This is a genomic window from Acinetobacter lwoffii, from assembly GCF_052078135.1.
Taxonomy (GTDB): domain Bacteria; phylum Pseudomonadota; class Gammaproteobacteria; order Pseudomonadales; family Moraxellaceae; genus Acinetobacter; species Acinetobacter lwoffii_Z.
Genome location: NZ_JBQGUZ010000013.1, coordinates 1 through 16,863, shown reverse-complemented (window position 1 = coordinate 16,863; position 16,863 = coordinate 1). Strand labels below are relative to the sequence as shown.

General features: G+C 39.9%; 16 protein-coding genes and 1 pseudogene. 16 read left to right on the top strand and 1 reads right to left on the bottom strand.

Features of this window, described 5'->3' with window-relative positions:
• The first annotated feature begins 11 nt into the window (after nt 1-11).
• The 8 genes from ACTL4S_RS09935 to ACTL4S_RS09900 all read left to right on the top strand — a co-directional run bounded on the left by ACTL4S_RS09935 (nt 12) and on the right by ACTL4S_RS09900 (nt 11,947).
• Nucleotides 12-1,523 (top strand): DotG/IcmE/VirB10 family type IV secretion system protein, encoded by a 1,512-nt coding sequence (locus tag ACTL4S_RS09935; protein WP_044110984.1) that lies wholly within the window; start codon nt 12-14, stop codon nt 1,521-1,523.
• Between the two features lie 5 nt (nt 1,524-1,528).
• On the top strand, nt 1,529-2,410 hold the full coding sequence (locus ACTL4S_RS09930; RefSeq protein WP_044110982.1) for a hypothetical protein: 882 nt from the start codon (nt 1,529-1,531) through the stop codon (nt 2,408-2,410).
• Between the two features lie 10 nt (nt 2,411-2,420).
• Nucleotides 2,421-2,996, top strand: a complete 576-nt coding sequence (locus ACTL4S_RS09925; RefSeq protein WP_005005910.1) for a hypothetical protein — start codon at nt 2,421-2,423, stop codon at nt 2,994-2,996.
• 167 nt (nt 2,997-3,163) lie between these two features.
• The gene (locus tag ACTL4S_RS09920; RefSeq protein ID WP_024160796.1) at nt 3,164-3,577 is read left to right on the top strand and encodes a hypothetical protein; all 414 of its coding nucleotides are present in this window, start codon (nt 3,164-3,166) and stop codon (nt 3,575-3,577) included.
• Between the two features lie 110 nt (nt 3,578-3,687).
• A complete protein-coding gene (locus ACTL4S_RS09915; protein ID WP_024160797.1) occupies nt 3,688-4,575 on the top strand; it encodes an HNH endonuclease signature motif containing protein in 888 nt (295 codons plus the stop codon).
• Nucleotides 4,576-4,621: 46 nt separating this feature from the next.
• Nucleotides 4,622-5,788 (top strand): hypothetical protein, encoded by a 1,167-nt coding sequence (locus ACTL4S_RS09910; protein ID WP_228738262.1) that lies wholly within the window; start codon nt 4,622-4,624, stop codon nt 5,786-5,788.
• Between the two features lie 61 nt (nt 5,789-5,849).
• Nucleotides 5,850-9,032 carry a putative type IV secretion/conjugal transfer ATPase gene (locus ACTL4S_RS09905; protein WP_099143568.1) on the top strand — a complete coding sequence of 1,061 codons (3,183 nt, stop codon included), beginning with the start codon at nt 5,850-5,852 and terminating at the stop codon, nt 9,030-9,032.
• A 122-nt stretch (nt 9,033-9,154) separates the two neighbouring features.
• Nucleotides 9,155-11,947 carry a type IV secretion protein DotL gene (locus ACTL4S_RS09900; RefSeq protein ID WP_441299290.1) on the top strand — a complete coding sequence of 931 codons (2,793 nt, stop codon included), beginning with the start codon at nt 9,155-9,157 and terminating at the stop codon, nt 11,945-11,947.
• A 40-nt stretch (nt 11,948-11,987) separates the two neighbouring features.
• On the opposite strand, the gene ACTL4S_RS09895 is transcribed toward ACTL4S_RS09900, so the two are convergent.
• A complete protein-coding gene (locus ACTL4S_RS09895; protein ID WP_058952567.1) occupies nt 11,988-12,173 on the bottom strand; it encodes a hypothetical protein in 186 nt (61 codons plus the stop codon).
• Between the two features lie 409 nt (nt 12,174-12,582).
• Between ACTL4S_RS09895 and ACTL4S_RS09890 the strand changes: the two genes are divergently transcribed.
• The 8 genes and pseudogenes from ACTL4S_RS09890 to ACTL4S_RS09855 all read left to right on the top strand — a co-directional run.
• Nucleotides 12,583-12,756: a hypothetical protein gene (locus tag ACTL4S_RS09890; protein WP_165382508.1), complete on the top strand. Its 174-nt coding sequence runs from the start codon at nt 12,583-12,585 to the stop codon at nt 12,754-12,756.
• 86 nt (nt 12,757-12,842) lie between these two features.
• Entirely contained in the window at nt 12,843-13,931 is a 1,089-nt protein-coding gene (locus ACTL4S_RS09885; RefSeq protein ID WP_042892355.1) for a DUF6685 family protein, read from the top strand.
• Nucleotides 13,932-13,943: 12 nt separating this feature from the next.
• A complete protein-coding gene (locus tag ACTL4S_RS09880) occupies nt 13,944-14,450 on the top strand; it encodes a hypothetical protein (RefSeq protein WP_005005926.1) in 507 nt (168 codons plus the stop codon).
• Nucleotides 14,443-14,985: a hypothetical protein gene (locus tag ACTL4S_RS09875; protein WP_005005928.1), complete on the top strand. Its 543-nt coding sequence runs from the start codon at nt 14,443-14,445 to the stop codon at nt 14,983-14,985. Before ACTL4S_RS09880 ends, ACTL4S_RS09875 begins: the two co-directional genes overlap by 8 nt.
• On the top strand, nt 14,982-15,353 hold the full coding sequence (locus ACTL4S_RS09870; protein WP_005005929.1) for a hypothetical protein: 372 nt from the start codon (nt 14,982-14,984) through the stop codon (nt 15,351-15,353). Before ACTL4S_RS09875 ends, ACTL4S_RS09870 begins: the two co-directional genes overlap by 4 nt.
• A gap of 9 nt (nt 15,354-15,362) precedes the next feature.
• Nucleotides 15,363-15,782 (top strand): hypothetical protein, encoded by a 420-nt coding sequence (locus ACTL4S_RS09865; protein ID WP_000145713.1) that lies wholly within the window; start codon nt 15,363-15,365, stop codon nt 15,780-15,782.
• A 5-nt stretch (nt 15,783-15,787) separates the two neighbouring features.
• On the top strand, nt 15,788-16,240 hold the full coding sequence (locus ACTL4S_RS09860; protein WP_441299289.1) for a hypothetical protein: 453 nt from the start codon (nt 15,788-15,790) through the stop codon (nt 16,238-16,240).
• Between the two features lie 65 nt (nt 16,241-16,305).
• Nucleotides 16,306-16,863: pseudogene (locus ACTL4S_RS09855) on the top strand (IS5-like element IS17 family transposase); the annotation flags it as partial.

Sequence of the window (16,863 nt, the reverse complement as noted above, 5' to 3'; positions counted from 1 at the left end):
GAGAATTAAAAATGGATTCAACGAACCAACAAAATAACCCGAATGACATTGAAGAGAATTCTAGTCGTAGCACTGAAGTAGGTACTACCGATGAAACTATTATTTCTGCAAACCAAGTTCATTCAGAAGAAGACCAACCTAAAAAACTGAAAAATACAAGTATTAAAACTGCTAACAAAAAACGTGTTTTTGCAGATACGCGCTTTCGCGTTGTTGCAATTATTGGTTTGGTAGTAGTTGGTGGATTAGGCTTTTTTATGTTTAACCCAATGGGGAAAAGTGACCAACTAGCTTTAGATAATCAGGTTGCTATTGCTACACCAGAAATCCAAGGACAGGGTACAAATGTTATCCCTCCTGAATACGTAGAATATGAACGTCAAAAACAAGCTGAAGAAGCTGCTCGAGCTGGCAAAAATGGTGAAAGCTATTTGCCCGAATTTAAAACAGTTGCAACACAAGATCCAAACGGCGATCTGAACGATCAGAATTTTATTACAGGTCCAAATGGGCAACCTGTAAACGGTTCTGCAACAGGTGGTACACCAAATATTACGCTTGAACTTGACCAGATGGCCAGAGCTAATATGGCAAATCAAGGTGGTGCATTACCTCAACCAACTAGCGGTGGTCTACCACAACAACCACAAACACAAAACGGTGCTAATCAAAACGCACCGATTTATCAAACTAACTACGCGCAACAATATGAACATGCTTCATCTGCTGCTAATGATGTTGCTAATGTATATAGCCAACAAGCAGCTGCTTATGCAGAACGTAATGCTGCAACGCGTGAATTAAGTCAAACTGCTTTTGTTGATCAACTTGCTGCGTTTTCTAATACAAAGAACAAGGTCAACGGATATTCAACATATAAATATTCACACAACACTAAAGCATCGGAAGGGCAACAAAACCTTGGAAGCTTGAACGTTGCGAATACGACTAGCGAATCTACTAAAGGACTAGCAATCATTAAAGCTGGTACAACAATGAAAGCGCGTTTAGATACAGGTGTGAATACTGATAAAGGTAAAAACCTATTTGCTACTGTTATTGGCGGTAAATTTAACGGCGCAAAACTTATTGGTACTGTTGGTCTGAATACTGCGGATATTGAATTTAACTTTACCCGTATGTTGTTTAAGGGCGAAGAGTATGCAATCCAAGTACGAGCTTTAACTCTTGGAACAAAACAATCGGGCATGGCTGATAAAGTCCAAAAACACACTTTGCAAAAGCTTGGCGGTATGGTTACTGCTGGAATCTTTGAGGGTTACGGACAAGCCTATCAAAACATTGGTACAACCCAAATCACAAATACTGGCAATGTTGTAAGCACGAAGGAAGAGCCAAACGATAAAGAAATTGCCGGGAACATCATTGGTAACGTTGGTACGGAAATGGCGAACATGGCACGTACATCAACAGTTCGACCAACTACGTATATCGTTAACAGCGGAAAAGTATTTGAAGTCTTTTTTGATGCTGACGTAACAACACCGAAAAGTAAGGGGTAAGCGAAATGTCTGATAATCAAATGACTGCTGAACAGGCAAAGAAAAATCTAAAAGATGCTGAAGGCAAACCCCAAAAAGGCGAAGGTCGTGCGAAGGGTGGTATTCCTCCAAAACTTCTTATTGTTATTGGTGTTATTGCCTTAATTATGATTGGTACTTTCTTTTGGATACAAATGAGTAAACCAAAAGACGTCAGCACGGCAGTTGCTCCAGAACAAACACCAGAATCCATTGATACTGTTGGTCAAGGCATTCAACAAACACAAGCAACATACAATCAAAATCAACAACCTTTAAAGGACAATAGTATTGCTGATGATACGGCGTTCATTGTTGATGAAAATATTGTGTTTAAAGATCCTACCACTGGTCAATACATGATTATGTACAAATCCATGTCGTATCCGATTGATTCTGATCTAGGAATAGAGGCAATTAACTTCTATCAAAGTCAGGGTACGAATGCACTTATTTTATTACAACGTTTGAAAGAAAAAGAGCAAGCGCATGGGCAAGTACAAAACGGCGAACAAACTGCAGTTGCTCAATCAGAAACCATAATCAAAAATGAACAACTGAAAGCTGAAAATGACGATCTTAAAAACCTTGTTGAATTGCAAGAACAGGCAATTAAGGAATTAAAGACTAGTTTAATCAAAATAGCTAAAGACCAGACTAAGCAAAAGGCTTTAAGTACATCGGGATCTAAAACCTTATCAATTCCAAAAGGTGCAAAACGCTTGGATGCTTTTGCGGTTGTAGGCGATCGCGCTTGGATGACAGATTCTCAAAACCATACATATACAGTCTATGTAGGTCAGAAGATGCCAGACAATCGCACGGTCTATGCTGTTGACGAAAACGAACAAGCCATTTGGGTGAAATAAGGAAAATAGCGTGGATGCATTAGATATAGTTAAAGCGATATTAAACATATACGGTCCACTACTAAGCTTTATACGCATTTGCTTTGTTGTAACGGGGTTGGTGATTACTGGCACGGCGCTTTTTGACTTAGTGCAAGCATCATCACCTCAACAAAAGTTCTTTGGTCATGGAATGAAAGAGCCTACCACTGGTGGGGCATTGTTGAAGATTCTTATCGGTGGTGCTTTTGCATCACTTGGATATGACGGATATATCATTGGTGCACTAGGTTCTTCATTGTTTGGTGGTAATGGCATAGAACTTGTAACGGTACAAAGTTACTTGCCTGATGCTGGTGCTAATGATTTAGGTGCATATATCGTTACGGCGGTTGTAGGTTTTACGCAACTGGTAGGGATTATAGCCGTAGCTCGTGGCTTATATGGTTTTGTAGAGAAAATTGATGCTCAAGGCAATGCGACATACCGCAAAGCATGGGTTTTAATTATAACAGGTGTATTATGCGTATACGTTCAGGACGTACACGATGTCTTTGTTAATACCTTTGGAACACAAATAGGAGGAACCTTTTTTACAATATTTTAAACAATCTTCTTAAAATAGGGTGAGAGTTTCTTAAAAACCTTGTATAAGATATTGAAGATATTTAACGAGAAGTTTAAAATTAAGCAACTTAAAGCAATAGGGTTTTAAGAATGTTTAATTACAGTGCGGAGATTAGCTCCCGTATATTAAATAAAAGGAAAATGACAATGGTATCATTAGTAAAACACTCAGTTCGCACTGTAAAAGCGACTGCATTCCGCGCAAAAGTAATGTTTTTAGCTTTTGTTTCTGCATTAATGGGTCAAGTTGCATATGCAAACACTGGCACATGGAACCCAGGTGGTACAGCTTACGGAAAACACGCTGCTGGTTCTGATGCGAATGAAATCTTAGGCCGTGGTGAAACATTAGGTCAAAACGTTTATAAATTCTTAATCGTAGTGTTCATGGTGCTTGGTTTAGGCTTAGTTGGTACTGGTTTGTATATGATGTATACATCAGAAGAAGATCAACAAAAGAAAAAGAAAACTGCTTGGATCTGTATTGGTGTGGGTGGTGCGTTATCAATCGTAGGCTTCATCATGTTCTCTGCTGCGAACACTATTACTGGTAAAGCGTAATACAATAATAAATAAGTTTAAAAGCGTGGCTTAGGCTGCGCTTTTTTTATTTTAAAAATAGTATATACATGTTTTAATTAGACCTTACTTAATAGTATTAAGGGGTTTAATTGAAACATATAAACCGTAAGTTTGGTATTTTAAGACCTATTAACGGCGTAAACGACAAGCAAGAGATACGTCAAGATAAAACTATCCATGATGGTTTTAAAACCAATGAGACAATAAAGCAAATAATGTCTTCACAACCAGCTAAATGCTATTTTTGTGATTTCTATGACGAATACTTTTTAGAGCCACATCACTTAGACGGCGATCATAGCAACCATACGGCTGAGAACATTGTAGCGGTCTGTACGCTATGCCATGCACAAAACCACATCTTTGCACTATCACTGGAAAAGAAAGCTGAAATATGCGTATTGAGTACGAACATACCTCAAGAGATCTTTAATCAATATCAACGTGCATTACTGGTGTTATCGCATAAGTCTGACAACCAAGATCCTGAGCTTGCTAAGTTCGCACGGCGACATCGCCAAAGCTTGCTTGTAGAGCCGTTAAAGCGCCATCAACGCCCTAATCCTACAAAGATGTCTGAAGCAGAATACGCACGTAATATGTTTGAGGATATACAGGCGTTTAATGCGATTAAGACACGAACCCAAACAATTGATACCCAACTGTACTTCACGGACATTAAGTTCAACACAATGGCTGAATATGAAGAAGCCAAGCAAGAAGATATGTTGGTAGCGAACGTTGATTACGTAGACCAGCTCCGCAAGTACAAAGAGTGGTATTTGAATGCCATCAAAGAGAACAAAAACTTTTCTTTGTATCAACTCGCAAAAGCTTTGGAAAAGGTATCAGACGAAGCATACGAGAGCTTTAATCTGCCAAACCACTACATAGTATTTTCCCCGAATATCTTTACTGACGAGCAGTATGAGTACTACCAAACACTAGATGTATTTAAGGGTTTGGGTGATAAGTGAGTTCACATAAATGACAGAATGCTTAACAGATACCGAATACATAGATATGAGCTTAGAAGACGTTATATCGGGCATAGTGTTACAGCCATTTAAGCCTGACATAGTGAATGATATAGCGGTATTGGATAGCGTATTTGAGACGGACATTTTGAATGATGATGAATACTCATTTATTGGTCCATACATCTACAAATATTGGGAACTTGGGATAGATGCACTACCAAAGGAAACGCACGATCAGCTATCGATATTTCGCTTATGCGTTATAGGTACTGAGGCTTTCAACTTCCTGAACGATTTGTATATACCAACGACACGCGACACTGGCCATACATCTAACACGCTAATGCTACTCCATGTTGTACATATAGCGATAGGGAATCAGACAACAACTGGTGAAGACACAACGGGGCATTTTCAAGATCCACTAATTAAAGCGCTACTGTTGATGAATATCCCCGTTAACAGCGATTGTTTGCTGTTGGATGACACTTTGGTACACCTAAACAAAATAACGGCGCTGAGTGGCTTAGACGTTGAAATACAGGTTAAGCAAAGTGTGAGTGTGAGGCATAAGAAATTACTGAGCACCAACTTTGGATTTGACAATCCATTATCAATTATAAGCGTTTTGGAACAAAAGAAACTGTCTGAAGAACTGACACGCTACTTTCCGATGATACACCTACCAACGTCCGTAGAAGATGCGACAAACCAGATAGATACGGGCAACTTAAAAATGTGTTCGCTGCAATCTTTTTGTATATACCAAAACTTAAAGCTATCGGTGTCTAAAGTTTTCCACGAACAGGGCTTATACCAGAACAAAGAGATCTACATAGAGCTTGATAAGGTTCACTTCCAACTTAAAAATACAGGTTCCTTAAACTTCAAGGTGGGTACTTTAGGGGAAAACCAAGAGGTTTTAGAAATGGCGTTTTGGCAACTGCTTAATAAGGGTTTAGTGTTTGATCTAAATAGTTTTAAGAAGTATGTCGAATTAAAAGAGGACGAAACCGTTAAAACTGATGTATTTACTAATTCAAAAAATGATAATATCCCTTTTAACAGTACCTTCTATGAGCTTTTATTAAGGTTGGTTTTAGATACAAGCTTAAAACCCTCTGTTAAAAGTCTTGAGGTCGCAATTCAAAATAAGGATTTCGACAGTGCGATTAACGTTTTAAGAGAATTACCATTTTTTAGTGCTTAATGCTTAAAGGCATGTCTAATCAAAGATAGACGTAGAAAGGTGAATTAATAAAGGTGTTTAAATGAGTAAGAAGAAAGCTGAGAAGTCTGGTTATAAAAAGACTGGTTACTCCAAGATTGAAATTATATTGATGTTATTCCTACAAAGCATGAAAGCTGACGTGGAGGATTATTGCGATTTAGAAACAGTATCGGACGAACATACGTTTGTCACAAAAACTGGTGCAATGATTACGATCATCGAATATAAGGGGATTAAGAGTTTAATTAGTGGTGATGCATTCAGCCGTCAAATTGGTTTGATGACGAGCAACATGCGTAACTACTTCAAAGACCGTGGACATACGATTCATCTAGCGTTCAAAGTAGACCATGAGACGCCATACGCGATTCATGACTTGAACGCCATGCAAAAGGCGACCACGGCGCGTTGTGCGATGAATCTAGACATCATCATTGATGAAATGACAGAAACCATTTCAGGCGGTGTATTTAACGAAAGCTGTTATATCGCTTTAATCTCTGAGCCAACCTTACTATCGCCAATCGATAAAGCTCAAGACTCAAAAAACCGTAAAAAGCTACTGTCGCAAATTACAATGCCAAGTACGGTCAATGCTCAAGACATGCTTAAATCATCGGACAGCTTATACGTACACCATGAGTCTTTTGTCTCACAATTCTTAAACTCACTCTCAACTGAAGAATTTCCAGCAATCTATGAAGTATTGAATGTTGTTGAAGCTGGTCTAACGATTAAAAAACAAATTGCCTCACATTCAACTTCAGATGACTTCACCTTGTCTGTGCCGATGTTGAATACACGCTTACCGATGCGTTGGAAAGAAATACCATCAGAAGATGATGCGTCACACGTTTTGTATCAACCGATCTCAGAACAACTCATGACGAATGCGATCTTACCTGGTACAAGTCAAGGTTCATTCTATCCAGTGGGAAGTGTTATCACTGACGGCGTTGTATATGCTCCATTGATGGTAGATATATATCCAGCGAAGACGAATACGTTTGAAACGCTATTCCGCTTACTACACCAGGCCAAAACGCACGACACTAACGGTAACATCCGTTCTATCCCATATGCGGTGAGTTACTGTATTACTGGTGATGGTATGGCTGGAACCATGATGAAACGCACGTTATCAAGCGTTATTCACTTTATGACGGCACAAAACAAAGCCATTCGTAATGCTGGTAACATTTTGATGGCCACTAAAAATGACCTAGATCAAGTAGACACTGTTGCTGGTCTGCAAATGACCATGATGACATGGGCACCAAATACCGAAGATGGTGTAAACATTCTTGTAGGACGGCGCCAAAAGCTTTGGAAGAGTTTTGAAGCGTGGGGCGGTGCAAAAGTCATGGAACAGGCTGGCGATCCTATTTTGACTTGGGCATCACATATACCGGGCTTGATGGTACGTAATCACGCACCTATTTCACCGGCACCGCTGTTTGATGTGTTCTACATGTTACCGCTGACACGTATTAACTCACCATTCCATAAAGGGCATCAGCTCAACAAAACCTTAGACGGTAAACTGATTATTCTTGATTCGTTCTCAAATGAAGTGACTGTATGGACGACTATTAACATTGGTAAACCGGGTACGGGTAAATCGGTCACAATGAACAAAGGCATGCTTGAGGACATCATGATGCCTGGTAACGAGCGTATCCCGTTGACCTATATTGTCGATGTGGGTGAGTCAAGCCGTGGGTTAGTAGAAACAGTGCAAGATTCATTGCCTGAAGAGCTACGTCACTATGCCATCTATAAGCGTATTAAAAACTCAAAAGAAGAAGCGATTAATCCGCTTGAATTCAGTATGGGCTTACGCTACCCGTTGAACTACGAAATGCGTCAAATGACAGCGTTTTTAAGTTCATTGGTAACACCGCCTGAATTGAAAGGGCAACCAGCCAAAAACACTTCTGACGTTATTGGTGCGGTCCTACGCCGTACATTCTATTTTGCTGATGATACGAATGCTGATCATAAAGCACGTAAGTACATGCGCTTTGCAGATCCAGAACTAGATCGCATCATGGAAAAACACGGACTGATTGAGCCACATTCTGAACAAGGTAAGGATATTTCTTATTACGCTCTACGTGACCTTTTCCATTCTTTGAATGAGATCCGTGGACGCACGTTGGCACACCGTTACGCAATGCCGACTATTGGCGATATGATTGAAACACTTTCTGATTCATCAATTTTAGATGTTTGGAGTGATGTTCATATTGATAATGAACGAGCACTGGACTTTTTGGCGCATCAGATTATGGCTGCACAAAATACCTATCCAGCATTCTTCTATCACACTAACTTTGACATCGGTAACGCTCGTGTAGCTTCTATCGACTTAAACGAAGTTGCGACATCATCAGATCCTAAAACTACATCTCTATTCTTCCAGATTGTACGGATGTTTATTAAGCGTAAGTTCGCCGTGAGCCGTGACGATATTCCAAAATTCCCACAAGCTTATCGTGAATATGCAACCCAACTGATTAATGAGCTTCTTGAAGACCGCAAAATTATGTCTTATGACGAATTGCACGTTGCGAAAGGCGATCCAATCCTATTAGAAGAATTGGCTGAAGACGCACGTACATTGCGTAAATGGGGTGCTCGTCTTAACTTGGCATCACACAAAGTAGAAGACTTTAAAGACTTGGTTGGCTTTGCTACGGCGTATGTGATTGTCGATCCTGGTACACGCGAATCTCGTGAAGCTATTCGTGACAGTATCGGTCTAACTCAACTAGAAATGGATGCTCTTGGTTCAGGTAACGTAGGTTTCTCAGATCAAGGCTTAACGTACTTCAGTAAAATTAAACTCGAAAAAATGGAATGTTCGGGCTTATATACCGTTTCACTTGGTCCAATCCTTTTATGGTCACTCAGTACACATCCCGATGAACGTGCGCTCCGTAACTACACGTATGACCTTATCGGTGAACGTGGTAAGGCGTTGAAGGTCCTTGCACAATTCTATCCAAAAGGTGCGAAGAACCAGATTAAGACACGGCGTACCATGATTGAGAAAAATGCCAAAAATAAAGGCACGGACTTTGACGAAAACAAAGCAACTGCTTCAGTGATTTCTACCATGGCACAAGAGATGGTTGTTGAATATCAACGCTATGAACTTGAGCAAAACATGAAGAAAAAATTACTGAACCAACGTAAGTCTGAAGCTGTTTCTTCTTAACACCAATCAGCTATATAGATTTGCGTTAATTGGTATATACATTGAAGTGCTTGGAAATGGGTAAGGTCGTTAAACAACGACTTTGCCTATTATCCTGAAGATAAAAGAGTAGGTCGCAAAGCATGGCTTCTACACAAAAATACGGCACACAAACAAAGTTCAGGCCAAGTTCGCTTAAGCGTGATACACGATCAGGCTTAGAGAAAATCCATTTAAAACTTACAGCGCCAGACGGCGCTAATTATTTGGTTGGCGTTCTTGGTGCTATTGCAGTTATTTTGTTTGTTGTTCCGTTTGGCGGTGAGATATTTATAGGGATCGCGTATTACCTATTAAAACGCTACACACATCCGAATGATTACTTTTTTGAGTGGCCATTCCGTGCGCCGTTGCATTCAAACTCACTGGATGCGTCAACTGACATTACATCACGCGTAAAAGATGACGTACTGGACAATCCAAAAGCCTTTTTGGAATACGCACGTACCAATCGCGATAAGCTACAAGGTGAGGGTGTGACTTACCTTGGTCGTTGCCGTGAAACTGGTCTACCTGTTTATGCATCTAACTCCGATGACCGTACACATCAAATTGTGTTAGGTACTACGGGTTCGGGTAAAACAGAATACATGCTAGGTAACTGTGCCAACCAGTACGTACAAAACTCAGGTTATATCTTTGTAGACGCAAAAGGTGATACCAAGGCTCAACAAGACCACTATCGTTTATGTAACCGCTTTGGGCGTAATGAGGATCTATTAACGATCAACTTCATTACCTCAGGTCGTAACATGCTACGTGCACAAACCGACAAGATGACCAACTCAATGAACCAAATGAGCAACACCAGCTCAGGGATGTTGATTGAATTCTTGATCAACTTGCTTGATGACTCAGGCGGTGGCGGTGGTGACATGTGGAAAGGTCGTGCGATGGCCTTTATCGCTGCACTTACACGAGTTTTGGTCTATCTACGTGACAATGGCTTCATTCAGCTTTCACCAAAAGTATTCACGCAATACATGGAACTTGAAGCACTTGAAGAATTGGTATTTTGTCATAACGATAAATACGGGATTGACTTTGAACGTGTGGCTGAACAACTTCAAGGCTACCTCGTTTCATTACCGGGTTATTCAAGCAACCCTAAAAAGTTAAAGAAACAAGAAACCAAAACCCGTGAGCAACACGGTTATATCACCATGCAGTTAACCAAGGCGATTAACGACTTGACGTTTAACTATGGTCACATCTTTGGTGTAGAGCATGGCGGTGATATTGATATTTTTGACGTTGTACTTAACCGCCGTATCTTAACTGTGCCATTACCAGCTCTTGAGCGTTCACCAGACTCACTCAAAATGCTCGGAAAATTAATCATTGGCTCAATTAAACAAATGATGGCTGGTTCCCTTGGTAACAAAATGGAAGGTTTACGCCGTGCCATTATTGACGCACGACCAACCAACGCCACTACTTCATTTAAGCTATTTTTGGACGAATGGGGCTACATCGTTATTGTCGGTGCTTCGGTTTTACCAGCTCAGGCACGTTCGCTTAACTTCTCTATTACGTTCGGTGCTCAAACATTTGAAGATATTGAACGTGGATCTAAAGAGGAAGCAGCTGCTACATGGGGTAACACGACCGTTAAAGCCATTGGACGTACTACTTCGGGTGCTGAAAGTACAACATACAAATTGGTTGATGGTTTTGCTGGTGAAGAGTGGCAAGGTAAAGTTAACTCAATCAATATGTATCAAGGTCTAGTATTCAACCGTTCGGTACCACAAACAGAAGTCCAGTTCGCCAAAGAAAAACGTGTGACCATTGAACAAATTGCCGGACAGCACAACGGCGAATTTACCTTGCTCATATCAACTAAAGGGGAAGGTGGTAAAACTTCAGACGTTAAAATCGTATCAATGTTGGCGTTCTATGTGGCTGGTGCTCAACCCAAGTACTTACGCTTAAATGACCTTTGCCCAATCTTCAATATCCAAAAATCTGAAATCTACGATCCTACTTTAAAAATTGAAGACTTCATTCATGAGATTGAGGAAAAACATACGCTACTGACAGACAACAATTCATCTGCCAATGTCACGGCGCTTGGTGATTTTGAGATCTGCAGAAAGCTCAATAACACCTTGTACGAAAACAACAACACGGTAAAAGACTTTACTCAAGATTTTGTACATCAGATTCTTGAAGCAAGACGTCTTGAATCCATCACACCTGAAGGGATGGCACCTGGACAAAGAACAGTAATGTCTTCGTCCACGGCGAAAGGTGAAATCTCCAAAGAACAAAAACACCGTGAAAGTATTGTTTCAGCACAAAAAGAAGCAAACATTAAAGACCAGATTATTGAGAAGCGAAAACAGTTCCAGTACTTCGGTAAAGATTCTGACATTTCACCTCAAGTACAAGCTGGTGCTTACAACAATGCGGATCTTGATGCTGAATTTAATATCTATGGTGAACGTATAAGCGAACCTGAACAGGCTCAACAGGAAAGTGATGTTGAAACTGTGACTCGCGCCGTTATCACACCAATGAACCTAGACAGCTACTATGATGAATTGAAAGAGATCCTAACAGGATATGACTTAACCGTTGCGCCAATTACTGAATATCAGCTTGTTCAGATACCACGCCATGTAAAACCTGAAGATCAGACACAATACATTGCGGAAAACAAAGCCAGTCTTGATCAAGCCATCTCACATAGCACTAAAAATGAAATGGAATTCGTAGAACAACAGTATGCAGCTAAGTTTGAAAAAGCTTTGATGAAAAACCCGTTCTCGCACGAATGCGTTACTTTTGAAAAATTGTTGGTGATACTTGGTTCAAAAGGTTCTTCAGCTTCATTACGATCAGGCATTACAATCAAAAAAAAGGATGACTAAACGCATCCATGTAGAAGACATAAGGCTGGTTATCCAGCCTTTAGTTTTTTTGGGTGAGCTGTTTGTACTTAATACGCCTTAATTCATCACTCGGCATGTATTGGGCTATTTCATATTCGCTCTTATACGGCGTTTCATTGAATATGGCCAATAACAACAACTGCGACAGCGGAATGGCTTCAGGCACCATCATTTCGATTAAGCGAAACTTTTCAGACGCATTCACATCAAATGCAACCAATAGCGCCGTATATGGAATGTGGCGATCTGCAAGTGATAAATCGGGGTAAATAGGTTGGTCCTAGTGCTAACGTTTGAAAGTCATACATATTCAAGCAAGAGATAGCTTTAGGTACATTGGATAGGTTCACGGCGTAAGATTCAATGTTTGAACACATATTGGCATCCAGTTTGGTTTTAACCCTAGTTTAGATGCATTTTAATATAATAACTTAGTTTTAACGTGCGTATTCTTAAACATAACTAAACCACTTCTTAAAACCTTGTTTTGTTTTAGGCTTAATCGGTATATACCATTTCATAAAAAGTTTAATGAACTGTGTTTTACCCTTTACAATCCTTAATACATCAATTAAATTGCCCTTAAATCACATCCAATATACAGGATATAGGCAATGACTAAAGAACAGCTAGACGACTTACAAACACTTGCAATGACTGACTATAAAACACGTTTACACGTTAAAGGTGTGCGAATTGTTGAAGTGCAACAGTACTCAAAGTCTGTCGATAACAACGCCGTACAACCACTTGCAACTAATACCACTCAACCGCAATTCTTAAATTAATTTTCCAAAAAAATACTTATAAGCACTTTCTGTATTAATATATCTTTATTAGTTTTAATAAAGCATTAATCAATGGAGTGCTTAAAATGTTAGACACTTTACTTTCGGTATTTTCAGCAAAACATAAGCTTTATAAGAATCTCAAGTTAAAACCCTTTATTGATACCCGTTTAGTCAATTCTGACAGCATCGCCATGACCGATGTTTTCCCTTTTCATCAAATCAAAGATTCTCTTTGTATGACTGGTATATCTCCTACTAATTTTGTACCAGGCAAAAACATTGTTTTGAATCCACATGCCAAAGATAACGATTCCATCAGCTACCTTGGTCAAGATACGCAAAATCATAAGCCGTTCTACATCTCTACCTTTGCTGAAGAATTGGCTGAAGTATTTAATCCGATTTTTGCAGAAATCATTCATCTTGAAACACCATGCTTACTTGACCTATCTGAAATTGGGGGCTTCTCAAATTCCAAGTCGGATTTAAGCCAGTACCGTAGCATTGATGATTTTGTAAAAAACGCATGCCCTGATTACATTAGTGATGTGAGTATGGAAAATTTAGATCGAATGTTGTTATGGCCAGAAATCCGTTTATTGAACTCTCCAGATACAACCACTGATCAATTTTTTATCTATGGCTGGAGTCCTAAGATTTTTGTTCAAAATGCTGGTGGATCACATCACATGGCTGCTGCACATTACTTGGCTAAGAAACTGAGCCAATGTGTGCCGATTCAAGGCAAAGTAAGTTTGAATCTAATCTCAAATAAAGCACTTCAAAACTTTGATTCAAAATACGCTGCGTTCGCCGTACCAGATGATGCATTGATTGATATGGGGAATGATTTATCAGAATCAGGGCTTGAATATCAGCTGGTGTTTTTCCGTGAACGTGAAGTTAATTTTATCTTCTTCAAAAAGAATGATCAGAATGCCCGTGTTATTTCGCTATTCAACAATCTGCATGCTTCATTGAATGGTGCATTAAAGACGGCGGTTCAAGCGCAATTCAAAAATGAAGCACTACTCACCATCATGAGTGCTAACCTCTCTGATACATCAAAAGATCAATTTTTTAGCACACGCCCTCACTTAGCTGAGATCTACAATCACGTTCAAAACGAAGTTTGTTTGAGTGGTCCTAAACCGACTAGCCCGACAATCTAAGGGGTAGGGAATATGGATCACCAATCATCAACTACACCACATGCACTCATTCTCGGTCTGACACTTGAACAGGCCATTTCTGTTTTAGCAAAGAAACCCGTTGATGCTACCCACTACAACTATCTTGAAGATGACGAGTACAACACCTACGTCATGATGAAACCTGAGTGGACTAGTCTCAACAAACATGCCTACCTACATGTAGATGGCTTAACCCATGAGCGTAAATGGATGTTTATGCCGAATGCTTCAGGTGAGTACAACTTGCTAGAGGGCTGTATTGACCTGTTTGAACTTAACCAGGCCATCGAACAGCAATATCTTGTGTTTGAACAATTCCTGAATAGCCACGGCGCACCGTTCCGCAAAGTTGGTGAGAAGTTTTCTTTTGTCACTCAACTTCTCTTTGATGCATGGGTGATAGATCCAGAACGTGCGATTCAAAAACTTCATGAGATGAAGGAAACAAAAATCTCATTACAAGTGCCTTTGCTTCATGGGGATAGTCAGCATGATTGATACGCAAAATACTAATGAAAACATTGCTTCAGAAATTGAAGCTCGTAGCGCTTTTGAAAATAGATACGGCGTGGTCGGTAGTCTGTTGGCCAGTGGCAATTATTCTTCTTGGGTGCATCAGGCGAAATGGGAAGCTTTTCGTGATGGTTGGATGCAAAGTGAAGTAGAAACTAAAAAATCTATCTATCAAATGCAAACACCAGCCATCAGCGATGACCAATTGGAAGTGGAAAAATTACTGCAGTTGCTCGATGACTTTTGGAATAAGAAATGGGGCGATTGGAAATCATCTGCAGATATGGTGGCGCAAGGTGAGGCAAATGCCTATGAACATGCGAGAGGATTGCTTGAAACGGCGATAAAACAAGATGAAGCCACATGCCAGTGGTTACGCAATCAATTGGCAACGATTCAAACTGAATTGGATGCTTTTATCACATTCGTTAATGAACACCTTGTTTACCATGAAAGTGATGGTCCAGATTTAATGTCGAAGATCCAGAAGCTCAAACATTTGATAAAGGTTAAACCATGATTACGGTTCAAATAGAGATGTGTGGCTTTGGGATTAAACGGCGTTGGGAGTTTGGAGATCCGCGCCGTGCGCCAATTACAGTTTTAGAAATGGGCTTCATTAAGGTTTGTAAAATGCGTGGTGATAGCAAACTGGTTGAGTTCATGAGGGGTTATGCAGACGACAAAGAATTCAACTGGCATCCCAAAGTTCGCATTGCACGTAGAAAAGCAGAACGTAAAGCCTATTCGTACTATGACAACCACTACAAACAGCAGATTAGAGAACTTTTCGATCGCCAAAATGTAGACCGCCAAAAACAATATGAATTGGAACGCCAAAACAAAGCGTTATTGGCTGTTATTGAACTTAAAAAAGAACAATCGTAGGTATATACCATGACGGGAATTGAATATTTTCAGAAGTATGGCTGGAGTCACGCCGTCCAGTCCGTTAGTCGAATTCCAAGTGAATACAACGAATATTCACCAGATCTCAAAACTGTTGTTGTAAACGGCAACTTTCGTTATGCGATGGCTGCGGAAATCAGCAAAAAGAAAACTGAAGTCTATGTTACTGAGCTCAAACAAATCATTGAGAGTGAAAAGCTACTAGAAGACTTCTTTAACTTGAATCTGGTTGGTATAGAAAAAGGCTTAAGTAATGCTAAGCGTGAAATGCAAGACATGGAAGAACAGGGGATTGTTGAATTCAACCATCGTTTTGATGACGACCTGACTTGCACCACGGAACGCATGAAACTTGCCATCGCTCAAATAGACCATCTTTATCAAAACAACATTACAAAAAGTGAGTAATGCCCATGTTAGAAATGTTCCAAAATCAAACCATGCGATATATCTCTATTGCCATTGGCGTGATTAGTATCTTTATATTCCTATACCTACTTAAACTCGGTGAGGGGCTTGTCATTAGCCTTATAGTTGCTGTGTTCATATGTGGTTTGAGTTTATTCAAACTGAAAAACTACTGTGAAAAAAATAACCCATACATCAATGCAGAACACCTTGCTTGGCTGTATGGTGAATTGCAAGAATATGACCAGGATCTATTCACAACTGTCAGCAATCTGACCAAGAGTACTGGACGTTTAGAATTGAGCCAGCTTAAATCAATCCGTAACCGCTATGCTTCTTCCATGAACGAAACTCAACTACAAGCATTGGCCAGTGAACATACTGAAGAAAGCAAATATCGCTTAGACCAGTACAACTACTCAATTTATGTGATGGATGAAGTCATTAATCAATATTAATGGCTGTAATCGGCTTTGTTGCACAAACCTATCTGTAAAGGCTTTTTCAGCGATATAATTTTCAAATGAAGAAGCCTACACACAAAATCTACCGCACAACCAATTGGCCCGCATATAACCGAGCACTCATGAGTCGCGGAAATATTGCCATTTGGTTTGATCCTGCTACGCAATGGTATGCTCCATCAAAAGGCAAACAAGGGCGAAATCAAACCTACTCCGACGCAGCTATCCAATGCTGCTTAATGATTAAATCCTTATTCCGTCTATCTTTACGTATGGTCACTGGCTTTGTGCAAAGTCTGATTAAACTTTGCGGATTAAATTGGACCGCACCAGATTACAGTACGCTTTGTAGAAGACAAAAGCATATTGATATTGCAATCAGCTACCAAAAAAGTAGCGATGGGCTGCATCTACTCGTAGACTCTACAGGCATGAAGTTTCTAGGTGAGGGCGAATGGAAACGCAAGAAACATGGAGCTGAATATCGTCGCCAATGGCGTAAACTACATATTGGTATAGATGCCAAAACCCTACAAATACGCGCTATTCAGCTCACAACCAATAATGTCAGTGATTCACAGGTGCTTGGTGATTTACTTAATCAGATTCCACAAGAT